The organism is Kribbella endophytica, assembly GCF_054781295.1.
Window position 1 is genome coordinate 159,284 of the sequence record NZ_BAAGUR010000002.1, and the last position, 24,040, is coordinate 183,323.

Sequence of the window (24,040 nt, forward strand, 5' to 3'; positions counted from 1 at the left end):
CGGCGTACCGGCGCCCGGTCTACCGGCGGACCGCGGACCGGCGGCCCGGCGTACCAGCGGCCCGACGTACCGAAAATCACCGGTACGACGCGCGGACGGGGGCTGACGGGAGCGGCCCGCGTTGGTTAGCGTCGGGCGCATGAGTCAGACAGTGCGTGGAGTCGTAGCCCTGAGCAAAGGTGCCCCGGTCACGATCGAGCAGATCACGATCCCCGATCCCGGTCCGGGCGAGGCGGTGGTGCAGGTGCAGGCCTGCGGCGTCTGCCACACCGACCTGCACTACCGGGAGGGCGGGATCAACGACGAGTTCCCGTTCCTGCTCGGCCACGAGGCGGCCGGGATCGTGGAGAGCGTCGGCGAGGGTGTCACCGATGTCGCACCGGGCGACTTCGTCGTACTGAACTGGCGCGCGGTCTGCGGCAACTGCCGTGCGTGTCTGCGCGGTCGCCCGTGGTACTGCTTCAACACCCACAACGCCAAGCAGAAGATGACGCTGGCAGACGGCACCGAGCTGTCGCCCGCGCTCGGCATCGGCGCGTTCGCGGAGAAGACCCTGGTCGCGGCCGGTCAGTGCACGAAGGTCGACCCGGCCGCGAAGCCCGAGGTCGCCGGGCTGCTCGGCTGTGGCGTGATGGCCGGTCTCGGCGCGGCGGTCAACACCGGCAACGTCGGTCGCGGCGACACCGTCGCGGTGATCGGCTGCGGCGGCGTCGGTACGGCGGCCGTCGTCGGCGCCCGGCTGGCCGGCGCGGCGAAGGTGATCGCGCTCGACATCGACCAGCGCAAGCTCGACGTCGCGCAGGAGCTCGGCGCGACGCACACGATCAACTCCAAGGGTCTCGACCACGACGGTGTCGTCGAGGCGGTCCAGGAGCTGACCGGCGGCTTCGGCGCGGACGTCGTGATCGACGCGGTCGGCCGTCCGGAGACCTGGAAGCAGGCCTTCTACGCTCGCGACCTGGCCGGAACGGTCGTGCTGGTCGGCGTACCGACGCCTGACATGCAGCTCGAGATGCCGCTGCTCGACTTCTTCGGTCGCGGCGGATCGCTCAAGTCCAGCTGGTACGGCGACTGCCTGCCGAGCCGCGACTTCCCGCTGCTGATCGACCTGCACCTGCAGGGCCGGCTGCCGCTCGACCGGTTCGTGTCGGAGACGATCGCGCTGGACGAGGTCGAGGCGGCGTTCGCGAAGATGCACCACGGCGACGTGCTGCGGTCCGTGGTGGTCTTCTGATGGCCGCCCGGATCGAACGACTGGTCACGTCCGGGACGTTCAGCCTGGACGGCGGGACGTGGGACGTCGACAACAACATCTGGCTGGTCGGCGACGACCACGAGGTGCTGGTGATCGACGCCGCGCACGACGCCGAGCGGATCGTGCAAGCGGTGGGGGACCGGCGCGTCGTCGGGCTGATCGCCACGCACGGGCACAACGACCACATCAACGCCGTCGGCGGCGTCCAGGCCGTGCTGAAGTGCCCGGTCTGGATTAGCTCCGCCGACCAGATGCTCTGGTCCGCCCTGTACGACGAGCTGCCGGACCACGATCTGAAGGAAGGCGCCGAGTTCGCGGTTGCCGGGACGACGCTGAAGGCCGTGGCGACGCCCGGGCACAGCCCCGGCTCGACCTGTCTGTACGCCGCTGAGCTGGACGCGGTCTTCACCGGTGACACCCTGTTCCAGGGCGGGCCGGGGGCGACCGGCCGGTCGTACAGCGACAAGCCGACGATCCTGAAGTCGATCCGGGAGCGGCTGCTCACGCTGCCCGAGGGCACGGTCGTGCACACCGGCCACGGCGACACCACCACGATCGCCGCGGAGCTCGGCAACATCGAGTAGTCACCAGCCGACCGTCGAGCAGCGCGCCCGCCGGCCGTCACGCTGAGCAGCGCCGACCGTCGTACAAGCACCACGAGACCGGCTTCGTAGTTGCCCTGGGCAACCGCGGAGCCGGTCGTTCGTCTGCTCGGAAACTTCCTGTGGACACACAATTTACAGCGCTGTAAAGTCCCCGGCAAGCCACTGCCGAGAGGGGACCCGCCGAGGATGCCCACCCGTCCCAACATCCTGCTGCTGATGACCGACCAGCACCGGGCCGGCCTCACTGCCGGTTCCGGGCTCGGCCTGGACACGATGCCGCGCCTCGACCAGGTCGCGGCCGCGGGCGCCGCGTTCGGTCGCGCCTACACCAGCTACCCGGCGTGCGTGCCGGCCCGGACGAGCCTGCTCACCGGCCGCTTCCCGACCGCGCACCACGTCCGCCAGAACAGCAATGCCGAGCACGCCTACTACTCCGAGGACCTGCTCGACGTACTGCGGGCCGCCGGTTACTCGCTGCACTTCGCCGGCAAGCCGCACATGCACCGGACCGAGCACGATTTCGACACCTACCACGGCCCGTTCATGCACGACCGCGGTCCGGCGGCCAGCGAGACCGAGGCCGCGTTCGACCAGTGGTTGCACGACCTCGACCACGGCGTCGCCGACGAGCCCACGCCGTACCCGGTTGAAGCGCAGCTGCCGTACCGGATCGTGGACGGCGCCATCGACGCGCTGAGGACAACCACCGAGGACGACCCGTTCTTCCTCTGGGTCTCCTTCCCCGAGCCGCACAATCCGTACCAGGTGCCCGAGCCGTACTTCAGCCTGTTCGCCGAGGAGGACGTGCCCGAGCGCCTGGCCGGACCGGAGGCGATCCCCGCGCTCGGCTGGCGCTACCGCTGGCTGCACGAGCTGACGACCGCCAAGCGACCCGGGTACGACGACGCCTGGCGACGCTACCGGGCCAACTACCTCGGCATGCTGCGCCTGATCGACGACCAGATCACGCGGCTGCTGGACCAGCTCGGCGATCGGCTGGACGACACGATCGTGGTGTTCGTCAGCGACCACGGCGACTACGTCGGCGAGTACGGCCTGCAGCGCAAGGGCGCCGGCATGTCCGACTTCCTGATGCGGATCCCGTTCGTGGTCAGCGGTCCCGGCATCACGGCCGGTCAACGCGACGAGCTGGTCTCGATGGTCGACCTGTTCCCGACGCTGTGCGAGCTGGTCGGCGCGGAGATCCCGGCCGGCGTCCAGGGCCGCAGCCTCGCACCGCTGCTCGCGGGCGAGACCGGGCCCGAGGCCGAGTTCGGCAGCATCTACGCCGAGCTCGGGTACGGCGGTGTCTCGTACGACGAGAGCGACCGCCCGCCGCTGCACTTCCCTTACCAGGGACGCAACTACGACGAACTGAACTCCGTCACCCAGAGCGGTGGCGAACGGATGGTCGTCAGCGGCAACCACAAGCTGATCGTGGACGACCGCGGTCAGCACCGCCTGTACGACCTGGACGCCGACCCGGCCGAACTGGTCGACCTGGCCGACGACCCCGCCCATCACGCCGTCCACGACGCGCTCCAGGCCACCTTGCTGCGCTGGCTGATCCGCGTCGCCGACGACCTGCCGGCCGGGGCCTACACCCCCAAAACCGTCAAGCACAACTGGCGCTGGCTCCAGCGCTGATCCGGAGGCGCATCATGGCAGGACTGACTCGCCGGACCTTTCTCGGGTTCGGCGCCGCGGCCGCGGCCGCACTGACTGTTCCCGGCTGCGGCGGCAGCGACGAAGCGTCGTCGGACGGGCTGCGGGTCGCCTGGTACGGCGGCGACCCGGTGCACAAGGCAATGGACGCGGCGCTGAAGGACTTCAGTACCGACCTGAAGCTCAGCACCGAGCGCGCGGCGTTCGCGGACTACTGGGACAAGCTGGCCACGCAGACTGCGGGCCGCAAGGGCCCGGACGTCTTCCGGATGTCGATGACGTACTTCGCCGAGTACGCACAGCGGAAGGCGCTGCTCGATCTCACAGACAAGGGGATCAAGCTCGACGCGCTGGACCAGGACGTCGCCGACAGCGGCAAGATCGACGGCAAGCTGATGGGGATCGGGCAGTCGTCGATCACGCACGCGACGTTCCGCAACCCCGCGCTGGTCGAGTCCCGCGGCGGCAAGCTGCCGGCGACCTGGAGCTGGGACAGCTTCGCGACCTTCGCCAAGGACTTCGCGGCCGACGCCGGTCCGGGCAAGTACGGCACGACCGATGTCGGCGGCAACATCCAGATCTTCGAGACCTGGTCCCGCGAGTACGGCGCCGAGCTGTTCGCCGACGGCAAGCTTGCCGCTGGCAAGGATGTGATCGAGGCCTGGTTCGCGTACTGGGACGCCCTGCGCAAGGCCAAGGCCGCGCCCGCCGCGGACGTGTCCGCCGAGGGCGGTTCGTTCGAGACCTCGCAGCTGTCCAAGGGTGCGGCGCCGGTCGAGTTCGGCTGGGTGCAGCAGCTGACCTTCTACCAGCCGCTGGTCAAGAACGCCGAGCTCGCGGTCGGCGCCGTACCAGGCCGTACGCCGGGGTCGCTGCGCGGCCAGTTCCTCAAGGCGCTCGACTTCTGGTCGGTCTCGGCCGAGACGAAGAACCCCGAGGCCTCCGCGCAGCTGATCGACTTCCTGGTCAACGACGACCGCGCGGTCAAGGCGATCGGCCTGACGCTCGGCGTACCGCCGTCGAAGAAGTCGCGTGACCTGCTGGCCGCCCAGCCGAAGACGCCGGCCGGGCAGGCGATCGCGTACGTCGAGAAGATCGAGCAGCAGGTCGGCCCGTCGCCGCAGCCCTGGCCCAAGGGGTACGGGGAGCTGAACAGCGTGTTCAACCGGCTCAACCAGGACATCGGGTTCGGCAAGACCGACCCGAAGGCGGCGGCGGAGAAGTTCGCCTCGGAGTCGGCGCGGGTCCTCGGCGCATGATCAGCGGCACCCTGCGCGGCCGGCTGCGGGAGAGCCTTCCGGCGTACGCGTTCCTGACCCCGTGGCTGGTCGGTCTGGTCGGGCTGACCCTCGTACCGATGGTGCTGTCGCTGTACTACTCGTTCACCGACTACAGCCTGCTCAGCCCGCCGGTGTGGGAGGGGCTCGCGAACTACGAGCGGATGCTGTCCGACGACCGGTTCCAGCACTCGCTCGTGGTCACCTTCACGTACGTGCTGCTGTCGGTGCCGCTCGAGCTGGTGTTCGCGCTGGCTGTTGCCGTCGTACTGAATCAGGGCCTGCGCGCGGTGTCGTTCTACCGGGCTGTGTACTACGTGCCGAGCCTGCTCGGGGGCAGCGTCGCGGTCGCGATCCTGTGGCGGCAGATCTTCGGCGCGGACGGGCTGGTCAACCAGGTGCTCGGTCTGGTCGGGCTGGACGGGCCGGGCTGGATCTCCTCGCCGGACACGTCGCTGTTCACGCTGGTGCTGCTGCGGGTCTGGCAGTTCGGGGCGCCGATGGTGATCTTCCTGGCCGGGCTGCGGCAGATCCCGGCCGACGTACTGGAGGCTGCCGAGGTCGACGGCGCCGGGCGGCTGCGGCGGTTCTTCCACATCACGCTGCCGCTGCTGTCGCCGATCGTGTTCTTCAACCTGGTGCTGCAGATCATCGGCGCGTTCCAGGCGTTCACGCCGGCGTTCATCATCTCCGGCGGCAGTGGGGGGCCGTCCGACTCGACCTTGTTCTACACGCTTTACCTGTACCAGAAGGCGTTCGGCAGCTTCGAGATGGGCTACGCGGCCGCGATGGCCTGGGTGCTGCTGCTGATCATCGCCGGGTTCACCGCGGCCAACTTCGCGATGAGCCGGCGCTGGGTCTTCTACGCCGACGAGAGAGAGGCCCGATGAGCAGCTCCACACGTGGCAGGGCCTCGGCGGCGAACCGCCCGGCTGGGCTGCTGTCCCGCCGTACCGTCTCGCACGCGGTGATCATCCTGGTCGGACTGGTGATGCTCTACCCGCTGATCTGGATGCTGAGCAGCTCGTTCGAACCGAACTCCGAGATCTTCGGCTCGTCGTCGGTCGTGCCGAAGTCGCCGAGCGTCGACAACTACGTCAACGGGTGGTCGGGCACGGGCAAGCCGTTCTCGCTGTACCTGTTCAACTCGTTGCTGATCTGCGCGCTGACGATCGTCGGCAACGTGCTGTCCTGCTCGCTGGCGGCGTACGCGTTCGCGCGGCTGTCGTTCGTCGGGCGGCGGCTGCTGTTCGGGCTGATGCTCGGCACGATCATGCTGCCGCAGCACGTCACGCTGATCGCGCAGTACTCGATCTTCCGCGACCTCGACTGGGTCGACACCTACCTGCCGCTGGTGGTGCCGAAGTTCCTCGGCACCGAGGCGTTCTTCATCTTCTTGATGGTCCAGTTCATCCGCGGCCTGCCGCGCGAGCTCGACGAGGCGGCCCGGATCGACGGCTGCGGGGTGTTCCAGATCTACCTGCGAATCGTGCTGCCACTACTGCGCCCGGCGCTGGTGACCACGGCGATCTTCTCGTTCATCTGGAGCTACAACGACTTCTTCACCGCGCTGATCTACATCTCGGATCCCGGCAAGCTGACCGTCCCGCTCGCGCTGCGCACGTTCCTGGACTCGTCCGGGCAGTCCGAGTGGGGGCAGATGTTCGCCATGAGCCTGGTCACGATGGTGCCGGTCCTGGTGGCCTTCGTGCTGTTCCAACGGCGGATCGTCGAGGGCGTCGCCACGTCCGGCCTGAAGTGAGGCCTGAGCTGCGGTGAGGTCGGGGCTGAGGGGTTTCGGGCAGGTCACCTTGGGCGCCGGCCGCGTTGCTGACGCCCTCGGCCTAGGCGGCCGCCGTACGGGCTGCTTGGACGGACGACTAGCCGGCCTTGGCCACCAGCCCGCGCTCACGGCGGGACCAAGGGGCGTCCGGGCTGCGGTGAGGTCGGCACTGTGGGAGGTGCTGGCCGGTAGCCTGGCGCACGTGATCGGTGGACGGTGGGGCGTGTGACGGGCAGACCACGGCTGGCCGACGTCGCGGCGCGGGCCGGGGTGTCGATGAAGACCGTGTCCAACGTGATCAACGACTTCCAGCACGTGTCGGCCGATACGCGCGCACGGGTGCAGGCCGCGATCGACGAGATCGGTTACCGGCCGAACCTGTCGGCCCGCAACCTCGCACTCGGCCGCGCCGGGCTCATCGCGCTCGTCGTACCGCAGCTCGACATGCCGTACTTCGCGGCGCTCGCCGGCCAGGTACTGCAGGCGGCGGCCCAGCGCGACTGGGTGGTACTGATCCAGCAGACCGACGGCGACCTCGCGGTCGAACGCGACGCGCTGGCCGGGCGGTTCCCGCAGCGCATCGATGGGCTGATCCTCAGCTCGACCACCGTCGGCCCGACGGAGCTGCGGAAGCGGACCGACCGGACGCCGCTCGTCATGCTCGGCGATCGCAACTACCAGGGCGCCGCGCAACACGTTGCTATCGACAACGTCGCGGCGGCCGCCGCCGCGGTCACGCACCTGGCCGAGCTCGGTCGACGACGGATCGCGATGATCGGCTCGAGCCCGGGCGACCGAAAGCATCCGCGCCTGGTCGGCTACCGGCTAGCGATGAAGGCAGCTGGCCTGCCGATCGACGACACCCTGATCAAGCCAGTCCGGAACAACCTAGGCGAGGAGGGTGAGCAACAGATGGCCGCACTGCTAGCCGAGCACGCGGCCGACCCGCCGGACGCAGTCTTCTGCGTAACCGACTGGGTTGCGCTGGGTGTCGTCCGGGCCCTGCAGACGCGCGGCTTCCGGGTGCCTGAGGACGTCGCGGTCGTCGGATTCGACGACATCCCGTACGGCCGAGCAGCAACGCCGACCCTGTCAACAATCTCGCCAGACCGCTCGGCGATCGCACGGCTTGCGGTCGATTCCCTGCAAACCCAGTTCGAGGCAGCCGCAGCCGGTACGACGTACGAGGTGGGAGAACAGCAGGCAGCATTCCAGCTGGTAGTCCGGGAGAGCTCAGGCGGCTAGGCCCCGGGCAGGATGCCGCCCCGACCTGCGGCGTCTGCCCCGGCCGAGCTGCCGTGTCCGCCTAGCTGCGGCGTCGACGCCCGCCGCTTCCGCTCCGGCCAAGCTCTCGCGTCCGCCCCTGCCGAGCTGGCCACGCCCGCTCCGGCCTGCTGCGTCGGGTCCCGCCTGCCCGCCGCGTCCGCCCCGGCCGAGCTCGCGCACCCGCCCCGACCTCCTGCCTTCGCCGCCCGGCCTCCCTGCCCTCGCCGCCCGGATCCCGGCTGCCCGGTCCCCTCCCAGCTCCCCAGTCCCCGGGCCCCGGTCTCTCGGCCGTCCCCTTGCCTGCCACGTCGGCCCCGGCCTGCTGCGTCGGCCTCGGCCTACCTGGTACGCCCACCCCGGCCGCTGCCCGGGCACCCTGGCTCCCAGGCCCCCGGGCGGCGGCCACCTCGATCTCCCGGCTTCCCCGGCCCCGGCACCCCGGCCGTTCCTGGCCGCGGCGCCGACGGGTGTTCGACGGTCGAGCCTTGCATCTATGCATGCATCTATGCGCTACCGTGGCCTCGTGGCCGATGAGAAGACTCCGGCGGGAGATCGCGCCTACCGGCATACCAAGGAGCTGATCCTCACCGGTGCGCTGGCCGGTGGGCAGTTGTTCAGCGAGGGCGAGATCGCGCAGGAGCTGTCGATCAGCCGGACCCCGGTGCGTGAGGCGTTCCTGCGGCTGGAGGCCGAGCAGCTGCTGCGGCTCGTGCCCAAGCGCGGCGCTGTCGTCGTACCGGTGTCGCCGACCGAGGTCGAGGACGTGCTCGAGCTGCGGGAGGCGCTGGAGACGGCCGCCGTACGACGTCTGGTGAGGGACGACAGGCTGCTGGCCGCGGCTTCGGCGGGGTGGTCGCGGGCACTGGCCGAGCAGGCGCGGTGCGCGGCCGCCGAGGATCCGGACGGGTTCGCGGCGGCCGACGACGCCTTCCACACCAGCTTTGTGGAGGCCTCCGGCAATGCGCTGGCGATCCGCTTCTACCGGTCGCTGGCAGACCGGCAACGCCGGATGAGTCTCGGCGTACTGCGACCGCGCGCTCGCCTGCTTGACGTGATCCTGGCCGAGCACCGCGTGATGGCCGACCATGTGACTGCCCGGGACCCCGAGGCCTTTGGCCGTGCACTTGCGGACCACCTGGACCGCAACCATCGGCCATGACCCGCCGCACGTGGCTGCCGGCCGTGTTCGCGATGTTCTGCTGCGGGTGGGGCGGCAACCAGTTCACGCCGCTGCTCCTGCTGTACCGGCGGGCCGGTGGCTACTCGACTGTTGAGGTCGACCTGTTCCTCGGCACGTACGTCGTCGGGCTGGTGCCCGGACTGCTCGTCGCGGGAGCCCTGTCCGACAGGCACGGCCGCAAGCCGCTGATGCTGGTCGGTACTGCGCTCTCGGTGGTCTCGAGCGCGTTCCTGATGGTCGGGCAGACCTGGGCGCTGTACGGCGGGCGGCTGCTCACCGGAGTGGCCGTAGGCATCGCCATGGCTGTCGGGACCAGCTGGGTCAAGGAGCTCTCGCAGCCGCCGTACGACGCAACTGCTGACGCCGGCTCCGGTGCACGGCGTGCGGCGATGGGGCTGACACTCGGCTTCGGCCTGGGCGCCGGAGTGGCCGGCGTACTGGCTCAGTGGGGGCCGCGGCCGATGGTTACGCCGTACGTGGTGCATGCCGTACTGGCGTTGGTTGCGCTGTCCTTGCTTTCACGTGCTCCCGAGACTCGGACTGCACCGGCTGCCGGGACGCTCTGGTCGCTGCTGAAGGTACCGGCCGTCGCCCACCGCCGCTTCCTGCGCGTGGTGCTGCCGATGGCGCCGTGGGTCTTCGGCTCGGCCGGCATCGCGTACGCCGTGACGCCGCAGCTCGTCGGCGACCGGCTCGGCAACTGGGGACTGGCCTACGCCACCCTGCTCACGGTCTGCACCCTCGGCACGGGGGCTTTGGTGCAGCCGCTGGCCAAGAGGCTCGACTCCGTGTCGACAGCCAGGGCCATCGTCGTCGCGATGGTCCTCATGTCGGCCGGAGTCGGCCTCAGCGCGGTGGTCGCCGACGTCGGCTCGCCGTGGCTCGGCCTGCTCGACGGGGTGCTGCTGGGCGCGGCGTACGGGATCGCTGTGGTGTCGGGGTTGTTGGAGATCCAGCGCATCGCCGCTCTGAACGGTGGGGCTGATCTGGCCGGGCTGACGGGCGTCTACTACGCCGCCGCGTACACGGGGTTCCTGCTGCCGACTGTGCTCGCCGCCGTCGCCGGTTTGGCGCCGTACGTGATCCTGCTGGGCGCTGTCGCTGTGGTGACGCTGGCCTGCACGGCGGTGGTGCTTGCTTCGTCGCGGCGGCATCTGCCCGCGTAAACCTCGCTCCCGGCAGTGCGCGAAATCGGGTCGCCGCCGTCGCTGGTCGGCTGCGATCATGACGGGGAGCGGCTGTGTGCGGGAGCTGGAGAGGCGGACGTCGTGGGCGGGTTGATGGATCGGGTGCCGGAGCAGTTTCGCGAGGTGGCGGACGGCGTGATCGCTGCCGCTGCGGGGGATCCGCGGTTCCTGGCCGTGATCGTCAACGGCTCGGTCGCGAACGGGCAGCCGGACGAGTGGTCCGACCTCGACCTGGTGATCGTCTGTGCTGACGCGGTTCAGCAGGAAGTGGTTGCGCAGGGCAAGGAATTCGCCGCGGCGGTCGGTCAGCTGCTGGTCGCGTTCACCGGCGAGCACGTGGGCGAACCGCGGCTGCTGATCGCGCTGTACGGGCCGCCGGTGATCCACGTCGACCTGAAGTTCATCGGGCTCAGCGATCTCGACGAGCGGGTCGAGGACGGCCTGGTGCTGTGGCAGCGCGACGACAGCGTCGAGCAGCGGCTCGGCACGGCGCAGGCCGCGTGGCCGCAGCCGGATGCCCAGTGGATCGAGGACCGGTTCTGGGTGTGGATCCACTACGTGGCGGCGAAGGTCGGCCGTGGTGAGCTGTTCGAGGCGGTCGACGGGCTCGGGATGATCCGGAGCGCGGCGCTCGTGCCGGCGATCGTTGCCAGCCGCACCGATCGGCCGGCCGGCGTACGGCGGGTCGAGCAGTTGGCCCCGGAGCTGGTTCCCGCGTTGGCGCGGACGGTCGCTCTGGCTGATCGCGCCGATTGCCTGCGCGCGCTGCGTGCGGCGGTCGAGCTGTACTTCGAGGTCCGCGACAGCGGCGTCGTACGGCGTGAGGATGCCGAGAAGGCCGTTGTCGCGTACCTGGACGTCTTGGACTGAGCTGGGTCAGCGCGTGGTGGTTGCGCTGGCCTGGTCCCAGGAGACCGGGGTGGTGTAGAGGACGAAGCGGTAGTCGCGGGTTTTGCTGTAGCGGTAGGACATGGTTGCGACGCCGGCTGAGCTGGTGGTGACGGCCTTGAGGCCCTTCCAGGTCGTGGTGCCGCGTTCCTTGAACTGGAACGCGCCCTTCGCGGACCGCTTGAAGTAGCTGTCGCTACCGGTCGAGTACAGGAGCGAGGTTCCGGTCAGCGTCACTACGTCGGCGGTCCGCTTGCTGGTGATCCAGGCGGCGGTTGCGAGGCGGATGTCGGACTGGAGAGTGTTCTGCGTCAGCGGGTTGGAGCTGCTGTCGAAGGCGCCCGATGGACGCCAAGTGTGGAGGCCGATGGTGTGGAAGTCGTAGACGTCCCAGCTTTCCTGGGTGGTTCCGCTGACGAAGTACGCGCCGCCCTGGCTTCCCTGGCTCGGGTGAATGAGGTCCCAGCCGGACGAACCACCGTTCAGAGCGCAGACGCTCGACGCGTACAGCTTGAACTCCTTATACGGCTGGCCGATGACGACCCGGTACGGCGCGGTGAGGTTGCAGGTCGCGGCGGGCTTGGCGGTTGCCGGTGTGGCGGTGATGACTGCTGTGGCAAGCATCAGCGCGGCGACTACTGCGGCAGTTGGCTTCGTACGCATGGTTCGACCCCCAGTTGTTGTTTCCGCTCGCCAGGGATCCTTGACGCGATGACCGGCGATGGCAAGTCCTGCTCGCCGACTTGCGGTGTGGCGCCGGCGACAGGCGGCCTGTGACAGGAGACAGGCGGGCTGCAGCCACGCCGAGCTGGATGGTCTCGGAGACCCCGGCGGCCTTGACGCACAGGCGGAGTCGCCGGTGTGCCGGGCAGGCGGGCGTGGCTGATGTCCGGAGGCGGGCGGGCCTCGCGGGGTCAGCTGAGAGTGGGGTCGGGGAGGTGCGGCGGCGGGCGGCTTGGGGGAGTAGCTGCCGGGGTGGTGGGCGAGTGGGCGGTGGAGTGCGCCGGGGTGGTGGGTGAGTGGGTGGTGGGGTGCGCCGGGGTGGTGGGTGAGTGGGTGGTGGGGCGCGCCGGAGTGGTGGACGAGTGGGTGGTGGGGCGTGGCGGGCTGGTCCAGGGTGGGCGGTTGGTGGTGGGGCGGCCGGAACTGGTGGTGAGGGTCCAGTGGCCTTGGTGGACGTCGATGTGGTGTCGCTTGCAGAGCAGGGCGAGGTTGGTGAGGCGGGTTTCGCCGCCGTCGGCCCAGTGGACTACGTGGTGGGCTTCGCACATCGCGGGCGGGGCGGCGCAGACGATGCAGCCTTGGTCGCGGACGTTCAGGGCGCGGCGGATGGCGGGCGTGACGAAGCGGTGCTCGGCGCCTACGTCGAGGGGTTCGGAGGCGGTGCCGAGGACCATCGGGATGACTCCGGCGTCGCAGGCTAGGCGGCGGACCGTGGCTGCTGACAGGGTGGCGCCGGATGCGAGGGAGGCCGTGCCGGTTCCGGTGGTGAGAGCGTCCAGGCCGATGGTGACGGTGACGTGGGGCTTGATGGCGCCGTGGGCGGGGACGGCGGTGCCGGTCGCGGCGGCGCTCTCCAGTACGGCGGTCAGGGCGTCGGCCTGGCGTCGGCCTCGGCTGCGCGGGTCCCGCCGGCCGTCGAGAGTTTTGCGCGGTTTGGCGCCGGCGAAGACGAGGGTCTGCAGAAGTTCGGCGTGCGCGCCGGCGAGGTACCCGCCGAACTCGACGCCGAGGTCGCCGCGCTTGAGCCAGAGGTTCTCGGCCGCCAGAGCCTGGGCCTCCTTGGGCTCGATGCCGTCGGTGTCGAGGGTGTCCCGGACGCGCTTGCCCAGCACGCGAAGGTCGGCGGGGCACAGCACCTGGGCGGACCTGATGAGTTCGCGCTCGGCGACCTCCAGGTCGTCGACAGGCACCTGGGCCCTCGCGGGGATCCGCTCGAGAGCGGTGACGATCGCGTCGGCCTGGCCGGGATGGAGCCGTACCGGGTAGGCCCGGCCGGGATGGAGCCGCGCTGGGTCGGTCTGGTCGGGGTGAAGCGGCGCTGGGTCGCCCTGGCCGGGGTGGCGCCGTGCCGGGTCGGTCTGGTCGGGGTGAAGTGGCGCTGGGTCGCCCTGGCCGGGGTGGAGCCGTGCTGGGTCGGCCTCGCCGGGGAGAAGCAGCGCTGGGGCGGACTGGTCAGGATGAAGCCCTGCCGGGGCATCGGGCACGGACTCGCCGGGGAGGAGTGGCGCTGGGTCGCCCTGGCCGAGGTGAAGCCGCGCTTGGGTGGACTGGTCAGGATGAAGCCCTGCGGGCGCGTCGGGCACGGAGTGGCCGGGGAGAAGTGGCGCTGGGGCGTCAGGCCTGCTCAGCGCGGCGCGGACTTGCTCGTACTTCGGCAGGGCGAGGGCGAGTCGGAGGTCGCGGCGTACGTCGGTGTGGTCTAGACGATGGCGGGTCGAGATCAGCTGGACTGTGTCGCGGGCGCCGATCTCGGCGGCATGGCCGTTGGCCTCGAGGGCCGCGAGCAGCTCCAAACGGTAGGTCTGCAGGCGGTCGAGTTGCGCTTGCACGCCGTCGAGAGTGGTCAGCATTTCGCTGCCACTCATCGACCACATTGGGCGCTGCCCGAACTGTTCCATGCCGACCATTCTGCAATAGGCCGCCGACTGTTTTTGGGTCTGGAAGCCCTTGTACACAAGGGATCTGACGATTGGCCGGATCCGGCCAAGTCCGGGGTGGCTGTGGAAAACCTCGGTGCGGTACGACGTGCGGTCTCGTACGATCGCCGGCATGGAGAGCGCTGAGGTTGTCGCCCGGAATCGGCAGTACTGGGAGGCGTTGGCGCCGCGGCGGCTGGGTGAGTCGGTTGAGTTCTTTCGGGCGGGCGGGAGTGTGCTCAACGAGCACGAGCTGGCTGCGGTGGGCGATGTGCGTGGGCGGCGGGTGCTGCAGTTGGCTTGTTCGGTGGGCGATGAGGCGTTGACGTTCGCGGGGCTCGGCACTGATGTTGTGGCGGTTGATCTGGCGCCCACGCACTTGGCGACTGGTCGCGCCAAGGCTGAGGCGCTTGGGCTATCTGTCGACTTTCGCGAGCAGGACATGATGGGGTTGGAGGCGGAGCTGACCGGGTTCGATCTGATCTTCATTTCGTGGGGTGGGATCTGTTGGGTGCCGGACCTGAAGGGGTGGGCTGCCGATCTGGCGTCGCGGCTCGCGCCGGGCGGAGTGCTGGTGATTTCGGAGCACCACCCGGTGTGGGAGGTGCTCACTGTCACCGCGCCGATGAGGGTCACTGGTGACTACTTCACGCCGGCGCGGGATGGCTACCCGGATCCGCTCAAGGCTCCGCAGATCACTCGTGAGCTGGGAACGCCTCTCGCTAGCCGCAGCTACGTCTGGAACCTGGGCGCTGTCACCACCGCCGTACTGGCAGCCGGGCTGACGGTTCGCTCGCTGGAGGAGTTTGCGGCTCCCGAGATGTATGCCGGGCTCGGTGATCAGGCCGGTCAGCTGCCGGCGACCTATCTGCTCACCGCGGTCCGCTGAGGTGCGCCGGTTCGTCGTGCTGGATGCCATGGGTGTGCTTTACCGGCACGGCAACGTGGTCGGCAGCTTGCTCATCCCGTACCTGCGCGCTCACGGCTGCATCGCAAGCGAGTTGGAGATCCGCGAGGCCTATCGCCGGTGCACCCTTGGCGCGATCTCAACTGACCAGCTGTGGATGGACTTCGGGGTAGCAGCTACGGCCAGTGACGCCGACTACTGCAGCAACCACGAGGTGACGTCCGGCGCCCGGGAAATCCTTGAGCAACTCCGCAGTGCAGGCGTCACCCCGCTGGTGCTCACCAATGATGCTGCGCCTTGGTCCCAGCTTCTCCGCGCCCGCTTCGGGCTGTACGCCGAACGCTGGTACGTCAGCTCCGAGATCGGCGCTCGGAAGCCGTCCCCGGAGGCGTTCCGAGCTGTACTGGCTCACGCCGGCCTGGATGCTGCTCGAACCGTCCTGGTCGATGACCGTCCTACCAACCTTGTGGCAGCGCATAAGGCCGGCTTTCGCCCGCTGCTCTTCGCCAGCGACGACACCGCCAGTAACCGGGTCGAGGGCTTCACTCCTGAGGTAGTTCACACCATGCCGGGCCTGCTGGAGCGCCTCGTCGGTGCCGGGGCTCAACGCTAGGCCGCGACTGCGAGGGCAGGCCGCGCCTAGGAGGGTAGCTGCGACCACGAGGGTAGGCCGCGCGACCACGACTCGGTAGCGGAGCGGGTGTAGAGCCTGCAGGGCCAGATGAGGGGCGTCGGGCGAGGGGCCGGGTCGGGGGTCGGTACTTGGGGCGGCGGTGGGGCGTGGTGGGGGCGGGGTCAGGTGGTCGGCGTACTGCTCTGCCTGGGAGGGCTTCTGTTCGGGTTCCGCCCGTGGCGGGAGTGGAGCCGGGAGAGGTTGATGCTTGGGCTCCGCGGCGACAGCGGAAGGCGACAGGGCCGTCGACCTGCGGGCGGCGGGGTCAGGCTTTTTGGCAGTCGGCGCAGGTGCCGAAGATTTCCAGGGTGTGGCTGATGTCGGCGTAGCCGTGTTCGGCGGCGACCTTGTCGGCCCAGCGTTCGACGGCGGGGCCTTCGACCTCGACGGTGCGGCCGCAGTTGCGGCAGACGAGGTGGTGGTGGTGGCCCTTGGAGCAGCGGCGGTAGGCGGTTTCGCCGTCGGCGGTGCGTAGGACGTCGACCTCGCGGGAGTCGGCCAGGGCCTGGAGGGTGCGGTAGACCGTGGTCAGGCCGACGGCCTCGCCGGAGGTCCGGAGCTCCTGGTGGATCTCCTGGGCCGTGCGGAAGTCGTCCAGGTTGTCCAGCACCGACGCCACCGCCGCGCGCTGGCGGGTGGACCTCGTACCGATCGCCACCGTTCCTCCTGTCATGAGATCACTGATTCTCCCCGGCAACTCGCCATTCTGGCAGACGTCGCCAAGTCAGCGCCTGTCGCCAAGCCAACGCTCACCAACTCAGCGCCCGCCAAGTCGGCGCTTGCCAGGTCAGCGTTCGCCAAGCCAGCGCCCGCAAGTCGGCCCTTGCCAAGCCAACCGCCGAGCCAACGCTCGCCAAGCCAGTGCTCACCAAGCGAGTGCCCGCCAAGTCAGCGCCCATCAACTCAGCGTCCATCAACTCAGTGCTCGTCCCAGTGGTCGCCGTGGGCGGCGTGCAGGTGTCCGTCGTGCACGTAGTCCACGTGGTCGCCGTGCTCGACCTTCGTGTGGCCGCACTTCTGGCCGTGGGCGTGCTCGTGCTCGTCGGTGACCACGTGCGGCTCCGGACCCGGTACCCCGACCTCGGGCTCTTCATCAGCCAGCGGTGCCTGTACGGCGCGGCGCCGGCGGACCAGCGCTCCGGCGGCAGCGGCGGCGACGAAGCACGCGAGGGCCAGTACGACGATCGTCGCGCCAGGCGCCACGTTCGCGTTGTACGACGTGATGATGCCCGCGAGACACACGAGTACGCCGATCCCGCAGGCGGTCACGAACGTCGATCGGAACGACCGCGTGACCTGCTGGGCGGTCGCCACCGGCACCACCATCAGCGCGCTGACCAGCAGCAGCCCGACGGTCCGCATCGCGACCGTGACGGTCACCGCCGCCATCACCGCGATCAGCAGGTTGAGCAGCTGGACGCGCAGCCCGGTGACCCGCGCGAACTCCTCGTCCTGGCAGACCGCGAACAGCTGCGGCCCGAGGCCGATCGCGATGACCAGTACGACGACCGCGAGCCCGACCACGACGTACAGGTCGGACGGTGAGACCGTCGTGAGCGAGCCGAAGAGATACGTGTTCAGCGTGGCGGCGCCCTGGCCGGCCAGGCCGATCAGCAGCACACCGCCCGCGATCCCGCCGTAGAAGAGCAGCGACAGGGCGACGTCCCCGCTGGTCTTGCCGCGGGCTCGGATCAGCTCGATCGCGCTCGCGCCGACCACCGCGACCAGGATCGCGGTCAGCACCGGCGCGGTCCCGGTCAGCAGGCCGAGCGCGACGCCGGTGATCGCGATGTGCCCGATTCCGTCGCCCATCAGGGCCAGCCGCCGCTGCACCAGGTACGTCCCGATCGCCGGCGCCGACAGCCCGGTCAGCAGCCCGGCGATCAGCGCCCGCTGCATGAATTCCAGTTGGAAGAGAGTCATCGGGTTTCCTGGCTTGATCTGAGGAGCACCGCAAAGGTCATGGGGCCTCCCGCCCTGGACTGAGGAGCGGAGGGAGCGAAGCGACTGGAGCGACGAGGGAAGGGCGGGAGTTGGGCCCCATGACCCCGCCGTGCCGGAGGCGCGGCCATCAGCCCAGCCATCCGGGCTTGTCATCCACGACGTGGTGGACGTGGGCGTGGGTTTGTGAGGCGTGCGGTGGGCCGTCGTACACGATGCGGCCGCGGCGGAGCACGATCGAGCGGTCGATCAGGGCGTCCATCGGGCCGAGGTCGTGGCTGACCATGACGACCGTCGTGCCGCGGGCGACGCGTTCGCGGATCGCGTCGGCGAAGATGTCCTGGCTGGCCAGGTCGACGCCGGCGGTCGGCTCGTCGAGCACGAGCAGCTCCGGATCGGACACCAGCGCACGGGCGATCAGCACTCGTTGCTGCTGGCCCCCAGACAGCTCGGCCACGGCGTCCTTGCGTCGGTCGGCCATGTCGACCAGCTCGAGCGACTCGTCCACGGCGGCCTTCTGAGCGGCCGTCAGCGGCCGGAAGAACCGCCGGTTCGACAGGAGGCCGGACGAGACCACCTCGTGCACGGTCGCCGGTACGCCGCCGGCCGCGGTGATCCGCTGCGGCACGTACCCGATCCGGCTCCACTGGCGGAACCGCGGGACCGGCGTACCGAAGAGCCGGACCTCGCCGCGCGCGGCCGGGAGCAGGCCGACGATCGTGCGGACCAGCGTGGACTTGCCGGAGCCGTTGGTGCCCAGTACGGCGACGACCTCGCCGGGCCGGATCTGCAGGTCGATACCGCGCAGCACGAGACGACCGCCCAGGTCGACCGAGAGATCGGCGACCTGGACGGCCTTCGGGGTGTCAGAGGGAGAGGCTGTCACGCGCAGCTGTTCGCCTTCCGGAGCTCCTGCAGGTTCTCCCGCATCAGCGAGAGGTAGGTCTCCTGAGAGTTCGCGTCCGACAGCCCCTCGATCGGGCTGAGGACCGCGGTCTTGACGTGGACGTCGCGGGCGATCGACTCGGCCACCTTCGGGCTGACGAGCTCCTCGTAGAAGATCGTGGTGACGTGCTGGTTGCGCACGATGTCCTGGACCTCCCTGATCCGCTGGGGGGTCGGCTCGGCGTCCGGGGTGAAACCGGCGATTCCGACCATCTGCAGACCGTACCGCTTCGCCAGGTACGCGAACGCCTCGTGGCTCGTCACGAACGTCTTGAGCTTGCACGACTCCAGGCCGGTCTTGTAGTCGGAGTCGAGCTTGTTCACCTCGCCGAGCAGCGTCTTGGCGCGTTCCTTGTACCCGTCGGCGTGCGCGGCGTCGACCTCGACCAGCTTGTCGGTCACAGCCTGTACGACGCCCGCGTAGCGGACCGGGTCGAGCCAGAAGTGCGGGTCGAGCGCGTCCTCCGTGAACGCAGCCGGCTTCACAGTTCCGGTCGGGGTGGCGGCGCCGCCCTCCTCGTGCTCCTCGAAGTCCGCGCCGGTGGCCTCGAGCTTCGCCGCCGGGGCGACGTCGAAGCCGGCGCCCTTGGCGTTCTGCTCCACGGCCTCGTCGACGGCGGGCTGCAGACCCTTCTCGAACACGACCAGCTTGGCCCCGGCGATCGTGCCGACCTGCTTCGGGGTGAGCTCCAGGTCGTGCGGCTCGACGCCCGGCGCGGTCAGCGTGGTCACGTTCACCGCGTCGCCCCCCACCGACTTGGCGATGAACTCGAGCGGGTAGAAGGATGCCACCACGTCGAGCTTGTCCCCGCTGCCGCCGGAGCCGTCGGCAGCGTTGCTGCCGCAGCCTGCGAGAGTGAGCAGGGTCAGGGCGGCAAGGCCGGCCGTGACAAGGCAACTGACAGGACGACGACTAGATCTCATGACAATCATTTTCATTTAAATGGAACTGGTTGTCAAAACAGGGAGTGGACGGATGGCCAGGCGGACGGTCGGGCGCAGGCGGGCCGACAGCAAACCCAACCGGCGCCGCCGGATCGAAATTCCCCGTGGTTCCGGGCACGGACACGGTCATGGGCACGGTCACGGCGGCGGCTGGGGCGACGAGCACGTGGTGGACACGTCGGTCGTGGACCGGGACGCGGTGGTCGCTCGCCGGGTCCGCGTGGTGGTCGCGGCGCTGCTGATCCCGCTGATCGCGGCGGCGATCATCGCGATGGTCGTGATGTGGCCGGGCGGCGACGTCGTGGTCGAGTCGGCCAAGTCCAGCGGTGCCGGCGGCACGGTGATGAAGCTCGCGCCGTGCCCGGAGAGCCCGGCCGACTGCGACGAGGCGACGGTCCGGGTCGACTCGGGCAAGTCCGACGTCGGAGCTGAGGTGCCGGTCCAGGTCCCGAAGGGCGCGCAGACGTCGATCCCGGTCAAGGTCGGCGACAAGGTCCTGCTCGGCGTCGACGGCAAGGCTCCGATCGCCGAGCGGTACCAGTACGTCGATCACGACCGCGGCCGTCCGCTGCTGATCCTGGCGGCGATCTTCGCTGTCGCGGTCGTCGTGCTGTCTCGCTGGCGCGGTCTGGCGGCGCTCGGCGCGCTCGTGGTCACCGGGATCACGCTGACCCAGTTCATCCTGCCCGCCATTCTCAAGGGGTCGAACCCGCTGCTCGTGGCGGTGGTCGGCGGCTCGGTGATCATGGTGATCGCCCTGTACCTGACGCACGGGATCAACGCGCAGTCGTCGGTCGCGCTGGCCGGCACGATCGCGGCGCTCGGCCTGACCGCGTTCCTGGGCTGGGCGTTCGTGAAGTTCTGCGACCTGTCCGGGATCGCGTCGGACGGTGCGTCGGCGCTCAAGGCGTACGTGCCCGACATCGACCTGGCCGGGCTGCTCGTGGCCGGGATCGTGATCGGTGCGCTCGGCGTACTGGACGACGTGACGGTGACGCAGGCGAGCGCGGTGTGGGAGCTGTCGGCGGCCAACCCGGCCGCGGGTCGCGCCGCGCTGTTCGGCGCCGGGCTGCGGATCGGCCGGGCGCACGTCGCCTCGGTCGTGAACACGCTCGTCCTCGCGTACGCCGGGGCGGCGCTGCCGATCCTGATGGTGTTCGCGATCAGCGGGACGCAGTCCAACTACCTGATCTCGACCGAGCAGGTGGCGATCGAAGTCGTCCGAGGTCTGGTCGGCAGCCTGGGCATCATCGCGGCGGTTCCGTTGACCACCGCGCTGGCCGCGATGGCCGTCGCGGACCGCTCGCGCGACCTGGTCGCCGAGGTCGAACACGTCGGTCCTGAGGCAGAAAACGCCGATCGAGTGGCGGATTCTTCGCAGTCGTGATGTTGCACTGATCGCGGCGTGATCTTCCGTATTTCTGTTCGGCAGGTTCTTCCGTCGCGACCATCCGCGCTCTAGAGTTCCGATCTGTCACGGATTGTCCGCCCAAGACTACCTTCCGTGGCAGCGAGCCTGAGGAGCCGCGGATGCATCGACGCGTGGGTGTGTGGTTGTTCGGGGCAAGGGGTTCGGTCGCGACCACGACCGTCGCCGGAGCGGCCGCACTGGCCCACGGCGCCCCTCCCGCCGGAGTCGTCACCGAGCAGCCGGCGTTCGCCGGTGCCGGGCTGACGCCGATCGATCGGCTGGTCTTCGGCGGGCACGACCCGTCCGAGATCCCGCTGAGCAAACAGGTGGAGCGACTCGTTGCCGGGGGCGTGCTCCCGCCCGGGCTGGACGGTCTGATTGCCGCCGAGCTGGCCGAGACCGAGCGGAACCTGGTGGTCCTCCCGGTCGCCGACACCCAGGACGAGCTGGTCCGCCGGATGGCCGAGGACATCCGGGCGTTCCGGCTGCGCAACGACCTGGAGCACGTCGTCGCGATCAACGTCGCGTCCACCGAGCCGCCCGCCGAGGTCCGGTACGCCGACCTTGCCGAACTCCGACGGGCGCTGAAGGCCACCCGGGTCGCGAACGGGGAGAGAGGGGCGGAGGCGAGCGGCGCCGCGAGGACCGGGCAGGCATTGCCGGCGAGTTCGATCGGCGCGCTGGCAGCCTTCGAAGCTGGCGCGGCGTACGTGGACTTCACGCCGTCGACTTCGATTCGGCCGCAGGTGGTTCGGGACTGGGCGGTCGAGCGGCGGCTGCCGTACGGCGGGCAGGACGCGAAGACGGGGGAGACCCTCGTGAAGAGCGTGCTCGCGCCGATGTTCACGGCTCGGGCTCTGCCTGTGCAGGCCTGGTCCGGGACCAACCTGCTCGGTGGTGGCGACGGGGCGACGCTGGCTGACCCGCACGCGGCCGAGTCGAAGAGCGTGTCCAAGGAGCGCGTACTGACCGAGCTGCTCGGCGGTGAGGTGCCTGGTGAGGTCCACATCGACTACGTGGACCCGCTGGGCGACTGGAAGACCGCCTGGGATCACGTGATGTTCTCGGGGTTCCTCGGCGTACGGATGACGCTGCAGTTCACCTGGCAGGGCTGCGACTCGGCTCTGGCGGCTCCGCTCGTGCTGGACCTGGCTCGCCTGTCCGCACTGGCGCTGGAGCGAGGCCATGTCGGGGCGATGCCGTTCCTGGGCTTCTACTTCAAGGACCCGGTCGAGTCGAGCGAGCACGCACTGACCAGGCAGTACGACGAGCTGGTGCGGTGGGTGCAGGAATGCTGAAGGACCTGGTGGAACTAGTCCGGGCTCCTGCTGCGCTGACCGTGCCGGGCGACGTACTGGCTGGTGCTGTCGCTGCTGGAGACCTGAGGCCTGGCCGGATGGTCGGGCTGTCAGCTGCGTCGGTGTGCATCTACTGGGCCGGCATGGCGCTCAACGACTGGGCTGACCGGGAGATCGACGCTGTCGAGCGACCTGAGCGGCCTATCCCGTCCGGACGAGTGCCTGCCAGTACGGCGCTTGGTCTGGCGACTGGACTCACTGCTGCCGGGCTGGCGCTGGCCGGACGAGCTGGAGGTCGCTCCGCCCTCGCGACCTCGGCAGTGCTGGCTGCTACCGCGTGGAGCTACGACCTGAAGGCCAAGAACACGGTGGCCGGTCCGGTGTTCATGGCGGCGGCGCGGGCGCTCGACGTACTGGTTGGTGCTGGTGACCAGCGCCGGCGTGCGTGGGCTCCGGCGCTGGCCGTCGGGACGCACATCCTTGGGGTGACGGCGATGTCGCGCGGTGAGGTGCACGGCAGTACGCCGCTGCCGGCGCGTGGTGCACTGGCCGCGACGTCGGCGATCACCGCGGCGACTATGAGTCGACCAGAACATGCAGCAACAGCAGTACTTACAGGACTCTTCGTTCAGGCAGTCGGACCGGCGCAGGTGGCTGCGGCGCAGGAGCCGAGTGGGCCGAAGCTGCGGCGGGCTGTTGGCGCGGGCATCCACGGGCTGGTGCCGTTGCAGGCGGCCTGGTGCGCTCGGGCCGGTGCCCCGAAGCTCGGGGCTGCGCTGGCTGTGGCGTTGCCGTTGGCCAAGGCGCTGGCGCGGAAGGTGTCGCCGACATGAGGCTCGGCTACGGCACCAACGGGTTCGCGAACCATCGGCTGCCCGAGGCGCTGACGGTCATCGCCGAGCTCGGGTACGAGGGTGTGGCGCTGACGCTCGATCACAACCACCTCGACCCGTTCGGCCCGGACCTCAAGGAGCGGACGGCCGAGGTCGGGCGACTGCTGGCCCGCGCCGAGCTCGCGGTGGTGATCGAGACCGGCGCCCGCTACGTGCTCGATCCGTACCGGAAGCACGAGCCGACGCTGCTGCACACTGACGGCGCCGAGTGGCGAATGCTGCTGCTGGAACGCGCGATCGACATCGCCGGCGAGCTCGGCGCCGAGGCGGTGTCGTTCTGGTCCGGCGTACTGCCTGATGAGGTGCCGGCGGAGGTCGGGTGGGAGCGGCTGATCAGCAGTTGCCAGCAGCTCGCCGCGTACGCCGCCGATCGGGGAGTCGTGCTCGGCATGGAACCCGAGCCCGGGATGCTGCTCGATGACCTCGCGGGATTCTTCAAGCTACACAAAGAGGTGGACACGCTCGGGCTGACGCTCGACATCGGCCACCTGGCCTGCAACGAGCCGAAGCCGCCGGAGGAGTGCATCCGGCTCGGCGCGCCGCATCTAGTCAATGTGCAGATCGACGACATGCGCCGGGATGTCCACGAGCACCTGGAGTTCGGTACCGGCGAGGTCGACTTCGAGCAGGTCTTCAAGGCGTTGCAGGAAGCCGAGTACGCCGGGCTGGTGGCCGTCGAGCTGCCGAGACACTCGCACGCTGCCCCGACTGTCGCTCGGGAGTCGCTGGCCTTTCTGCGGAACTACTTGTGAAGGCCACCGAGTTGCCTGTGGACGTCAGTGCGTTCGTTGGTCCCTTGGCTGAGGTCTTTCCCGCAGTCGCACGGGTGACGGGAAAAGGGGCCTTGGGCAACGGGTGGTCGGCGGACGAGGCTGTGCGGGCCAAGCTTCTGGCGACCGCTTCGGCCGATGAGATCGCGGAGCTTTATCGCTACGGCGACACCGCCGAGAAGCTCGCGATCCTCAAAGCGCTCGAGCTGGAGGACGTTGAGCAAGCGGCCGGCCCGCAAGGCACAGCGCTGATCGAGGACGCGATCCGGACCAACGACCAGCGCCTGCTCGCCGCCGCGCTCGGGCCCTACGCGACCCGGCACCTCACGCCAGCAGCGTTCCGGCAGGCCGTGCTCAAGTGCGTGTTCGCCGGCGTACCGCTGGCTGCGGTCGACGGACTCCCGGAGCGCGCCGACGACGTACTGCGACGGATGATGGCCGACTTCGCTGCCGAGCGGCGCGCGGCCGGCCGGTCCGTTCCCCTGGATCTTCAGCCCTATCTGGAGGGGTGA

25 protein-coding genes and 1 pseudogene are annotated in these 24,040 nt (G+C 69.6%); 19 read left to right on the forward strand and 7 right to left on the reverse strand.

Translation table 11 applies throughout. From position 1 onward, the window contains the following. The first annotated feature begins 139 nt into the window (after window positions 1-139). From ACYVIO_RS19365 to ACYVIO_RS19410, 10 genes are all read left to right on the forward strand, one after another. Window positions 140-1,234, forward strand: a complete 1,095-nt coding sequence (locus ACYVIO_RS19365; RefSeq protein ID WP_460652234.1) for an S-(hydroxymethyl)mycothiol dehydrogenase — start codon at window positions 140-142, stop codon at window positions 1,232-1,234. Continuing rightward, entirely contained in the window at window positions 1,234-1,839 is a 606-nt protein-coding gene (locus tag ACYVIO_RS19370; RefSeq protein WP_460652235.1) for an MBL fold metallo-hydrolase, read from the forward strand. Before ACYVIO_RS19365 ends, ACYVIO_RS19370 begins: the two co-directional genes overlap by 1 nt. A 207-nt stretch (window positions 1,840-2,046) precedes the next feature. Further along, window positions 2,047-3,507, forward strand: a complete 1,461-nt coding sequence (locus ACYVIO_RS19375) for a sulfatase-like hydrolase/transferase (RefSeq protein ID WP_460652236.1) — start codon at window positions 2,047-2,049, stop codon at window positions 3,505-3,507. A gap of 14 nt (window positions 3,508-3,521) precedes the next feature. Next, window positions 3,522-4,784 (forward strand): ABC transporter substrate-binding protein, encoded by a 1,263-nt coding sequence (locus tag ACYVIO_RS19380; protein ID WP_460652237.1) that lies wholly within the window; start codon window positions 3,522-3,524, stop codon window positions 4,782-4,784. Next, window positions 4,781-5,692 (forward strand): carbohydrate ABC transporter permease, encoded by a 912-nt coding sequence (locus ACYVIO_RS19385; protein ID WP_460652238.1) that lies wholly within the window; start codon window positions 4,781-4,783, stop codon window positions 5,690-5,692. Before ACYVIO_RS19380 ends, ACYVIO_RS19385 begins: the two co-directional genes overlap by 4 nt. Then, window positions 5,689-6,564 carry a carbohydrate ABC transporter permease gene (locus ACYVIO_RS19390; RefSeq protein ID WP_460652239.1) on the forward strand — a complete coding sequence of 292 codons (876 nt, stop codon included), beginning with the start codon at window positions 5,689-5,691 and terminating at the stop codon, window positions 6,562-6,564. Before ACYVIO_RS19385 ends, ACYVIO_RS19390 begins: the two co-directional genes overlap by 4 nt. Before the next feature lie 246 nt (window positions 6,565-6,810). Then, on the forward strand, window positions 6,811-7,830 hold the full coding sequence (locus tag ACYVIO_RS19395) for a LacI family DNA-binding transcriptional regulator (RefSeq protein ID WP_460652240.1): 1,020 nt from the start codon (window positions 6,811-6,813) through the stop codon (window positions 7,828-7,830). 544 nt (window positions 7,831-8,374) lie between these two features. Beyond that, complete coding sequence (locus ACYVIO_RS19400) at window positions 8,375-9,010, forward strand: GntR family transcriptional regulator (protein WP_460652241.1); 636 nt, start codon at window positions 8,375-8,377, stop codon at window positions 9,008-9,010. Then, on the forward strand, window positions 9,007-10,197 hold the full coding sequence (locus tag ACYVIO_RS19405; protein WP_460652242.1) for an MFS transporter: 1,191 nt from the start codon (window positions 9,007-9,009) through the stop codon (window positions 10,195-10,197). The genes ACYVIO_RS19400 and ACYVIO_RS19405 overlap by 4 nt, the downstream gene beginning before the upstream one ends. Before the next feature lie 15 nt (window positions 10,198-10,212). Next, window positions 10,213-11,088 carry an aminoglycoside 6-adenylyltransferase gene (locus ACYVIO_RS19410; RefSeq protein ID WP_460652243.1) on the forward strand — a complete coding sequence of 292 codons (876 nt, stop codon included), beginning with the start codon at window positions 10,213-10,215 and terminating at the stop codon, window positions 11,086-11,088. A gap of 6 nt (window positions 11,089-11,094) precedes the next feature. Here ACYVIO_RS19410 and ACYVIO_RS19415 read toward each other — a convergent pair whose 3' ends face one another. The 3 genes and pseudogenes from ACYVIO_RS19415 to ACYVIO_RS19425 all read right to left on the reverse strand — a co-directional run. Then, complete coding sequence (locus ACYVIO_RS19415) at window positions 11,095-11,769, reverse strand: hypothetical protein (protein WP_460652244.1); 675 nt, start codon at window positions 11,767-11,769, stop codon at window positions 11,095-11,097. Between the two features lie 251 nt (window positions 11,770-12,020). Then, window positions 12,021-12,437 (reverse strand): HNH endonuclease signature motif containing protein, encoded by a 417-nt coding sequence (locus ACYVIO_RS19420; protein ID WP_460653549.1) that lies wholly within the window; start codon window positions 12,435-12,437, stop codon window positions 12,021-12,023. After that, window positions 12,423-13,061: pseudogene (locus ACYVIO_RS19425) on the reverse strand (DUF222 domain-containing protein); the annotation flags it as partial. The gene ACYVIO_RS19420 and the pseudogene ACYVIO_RS19425, both read right to left, overlap by 15 nt. A gap of 15 nt (window positions 13,062-13,076) precedes the next feature. Here ACYVIO_RS19425 and ACYVIO_RS19430 point away from each other — a divergent pair. The 4 genes from ACYVIO_RS19430 to ACYVIO_RS19445 are packed head-to-tail and all read left to right on the forward strand — an operon-like array spanning window position 13,077 to window position 15,265. Continuing rightward, window positions 13,077-13,532, forward strand: a complete 456-nt coding sequence (locus ACYVIO_RS19430; RefSeq protein WP_460653571.1) for a hypothetical protein — start codon at window positions 13,077-13,079, stop codon at window positions 13,530-13,532. Window positions 13,533-13,535: 3 nt separating this feature from the next. Next, on the forward strand, window positions 13,536-13,892 hold the full coding sequence (locus tag ACYVIO_RS19435) for a hypothetical protein (RefSeq protein WP_460653572.1): 357 nt from the start codon (window positions 13,536-13,538) through the stop codon (window positions 13,890-13,892). Then, complete coding sequence (locus tag ACYVIO_RS19440; RefSeq protein ID WP_460652245.1) at window positions 13,879-14,634, forward strand: class I SAM-dependent methyltransferase; 756 nt, start codon at window positions 13,879-13,881, stop codon at window positions 14,632-14,634. Before ACYVIO_RS19435 ends, ACYVIO_RS19440 begins: the two co-directional genes overlap by 14 nt. A 1-nt stretch (window position 14,635) precedes the next feature. Beyond that, on the forward strand, window positions 14,636-15,265 hold the full coding sequence (locus tag ACYVIO_RS19445) for an HAD family hydrolase (RefSeq protein WP_460652246.1): 630 nt from the start codon (window positions 14,636-14,638) through the stop codon (window positions 15,263-15,265). 325 nt (window positions 15,266-15,590) lie between these two features. Here the strand turns inward: ACYVIO_RS19445 and ACYVIO_RS19450 are convergent, their stop codons facing one another. From ACYVIO_RS19450 to ACYVIO_RS19465, 4 genes are all read right to left on the reverse strand, one after another. Next, on the reverse strand, window positions 15,591-15,983 hold the full coding sequence (locus ACYVIO_RS19450; RefSeq protein ID WP_337925597.1) for a Fur family transcriptional regulator: 393 nt from the start codon (window positions 15,981-15,983) through the stop codon (window positions 15,591-15,593). A gap of 260 nt (window positions 15,984-16,243) precedes the next feature. Next, the gene (locus ACYVIO_RS19455; RefSeq protein WP_460652247.1) at window positions 16,244-17,248 is read right to left on the reverse strand and encodes a metal ABC transporter permease; all 1,005 of its coding nucleotides are present in this window, start codon (window positions 17,246-17,248) and stop codon (window positions 16,244-16,246) included. A gap of 148 nt (window positions 17,249-17,396) precedes the next feature. Continuing rightward, window positions 17,397-18,152: a metal ABC transporter ATP-binding protein gene (locus ACYVIO_RS19460; RefSeq protein WP_460652248.1), complete on the reverse strand. Its 756-nt coding sequence runs from the start codon at window positions 18,150-18,152 to the stop codon at window positions 17,397-17,399. Then, a complete protein-coding gene (locus ACYVIO_RS19465; protein ID WP_460652249.1) occupies window positions 18,149-19,135 on the reverse strand; it encodes a metal ABC transporter substrate-binding protein in 987 nt (328 codons plus the stop codon). The genes ACYVIO_RS19460 and ACYVIO_RS19465 overlap by 4 nt, the downstream gene beginning before the upstream one ends. Before the next feature lie 52 nt (window positions 19,136-19,187). Here ACYVIO_RS19465 and ACYVIO_RS19470 point away from each other — a divergent pair, with 52 nt between their 5' ends. The 5 genes from ACYVIO_RS19470 (at window position 19,188) to ACYVIO_RS19490 (ending at window position 24,040) form a co-directional block, all read left to right on the forward strand. After that, window positions 19,188-20,543: a YibE/F family protein gene (locus tag ACYVIO_RS19470; RefSeq protein WP_460652250.1), complete on the forward strand. Its 1,356-nt coding sequence runs from the start codon at window positions 19,188-19,190 to the stop codon at window positions 20,541-20,543. 143 nt (window positions 20,544-20,686) lie between these two features. Continuing rightward, a complete protein-coding gene (locus tag ACYVIO_RS19475) occupies window positions 20,687-21,865 on the forward strand; it encodes an inositol-3-phosphate synthase (RefSeq protein ID WP_460652251.1) in 1,179 nt (392 codons plus the stop codon). Continuing rightward, entirely contained in the window at window positions 21,859-22,698 is an 840-nt protein-coding gene (locus tag ACYVIO_RS19480; RefSeq protein ID WP_460652252.1) for an SCO3242 family prenyltransferase, read from the forward strand. Before ACYVIO_RS19475 ends, ACYVIO_RS19480 begins: the two co-directional genes overlap by 7 nt. Continuing rightward, a complete protein-coding gene (locus ACYVIO_RS19485; protein WP_460652253.1) occupies window positions 22,695-23,510 on the forward strand; it encodes a sugar phosphate isomerase/epimerase family protein in 816 nt (271 codons plus the stop codon). Before ACYVIO_RS19480 ends, ACYVIO_RS19485 begins: the two co-directional genes overlap by 4 nt. Before the next feature lie 74 nt (window positions 23,511-23,584). Further along, a complete protein-coding gene (locus ACYVIO_RS19490; protein WP_460652254.1) occupies window positions 23,585-24,040 on the forward strand; it encodes an EboA domain-containing protein in 456 nt (151 codons plus the stop codon).

Coding starts and splice junctions, on each gene's coding strand:
- ACYVIO_RS19475 (WP_460652251.1), top strand. CDS start 20,687: ATGCATCGACGCGTGGGTGTGTGGTTGTTCGGGGCAAGGGGTTCGGTC.
- ACYVIO_RS19380 (WP_460652237.1), top strand. CDS start 3,522: ATGGCAGGACTGACTCGCCGGACCTTTCTCGGGTTCGGCGCCGCGGCC.
- ACYVIO_RS19370 (WP_460652235.1), top strand. CDS start 1,234: ATGGCCGCCCGGATCGAACGACTGGTCACGTCCGGGACGTTCAGCCTG.
- ACYVIO_RS19440 (WP_460652245.1), top strand. CDS start 13,879: ATGGAGAGCGCTGAGGTTGTCGCCCGGAATCGGCAGTACTGGGAGGCG.
- ACYVIO_RS19390 (WP_460652239.1), top strand. CDS start 5,689: ATGAGCAGCTCCACACGTGGCAGGGCCTCGGCGGCGAACCGCCCGGCT.
- ACYVIO_RS19480 (WP_460652252.1), top strand. CDS start 21,859: ATGCTGAAGGACCTGGTGGAACTAGTCCGGGCTCCTGCTGCGCTGACC.
- ACYVIO_RS19405 (WP_460652242.1), top strand. CDS start 9,007: ATGACCCGCCGCACGTGGCTGCCGGCCGTGTTCGCGATGTTCTGCTGC.
- ACYVIO_RS19375 (WP_460652236.1), top strand. CDS start 2,047: ATGCCCACCCGTCCCAACATCCTGCTGCTGATGACCGACCAGCACCGG.
- ACYVIO_RS19465 (WP_460652249.1), bottom strand. CDS start 19,135: ATGAGATCTAGTCGTCGTCCTGTCAGTTGCCTTGTCACGGCCGGCCTT.
- ACYVIO_RS19385 (WP_460652238.1), top strand. CDS start 4,781: ATGATCAGCGGCACCCTGCGCGGCCGGCTGCGGGAGAGCCTTCCGGCG.
- ACYVIO_RS19365 (WP_460652234.1), top strand. CDS start 140: ATGAGTCAGACAGTGCGTGGAGTCGTAGCCCTGAGCAAAGGTGCCCCG.
- ACYVIO_RS19455 (WP_460652247.1), bottom strand. CDS start 17,248: ATGACTCTCTTCCAACTGGAATTCATGCAGCGGGCGCTGATCGCCGGG.
- ACYVIO_RS19430 (WP_460653571.1), top strand. CDS start 13,077: ATGGAGCCGTACCGGGTAGGCCCGGCCGGGATGGAGCCGCGCTGGGTC.
- ACYVIO_RS19485 (WP_460652253.1), top strand. CDS start 22,695: ATGAGGCTCGGCTACGGCACCAACGGGTTCGCGAACCATCGGCTGCCC.
- ACYVIO_RS19470 (WP_460652250.1), top strand. CDS start 19,188: ATGGCCAGGCGGACGGTCGGGCGCAGGCGGGCCGACAGCAAACCCAAC.
- ACYVIO_RS19435 (WP_460653572.1), top strand. CDS start 13,536: ATGGCGGGTCGAGATCAGCTGGACTGTGTCGCGGGCGCCGATCTCGGC.
- ACYVIO_RS19415 (WP_460652244.1), bottom strand. CDS start 11,769: ATGCGTACGAAGCCAACTGCCGCAGTAGTCGCCGCGCTGATGCTTGCC.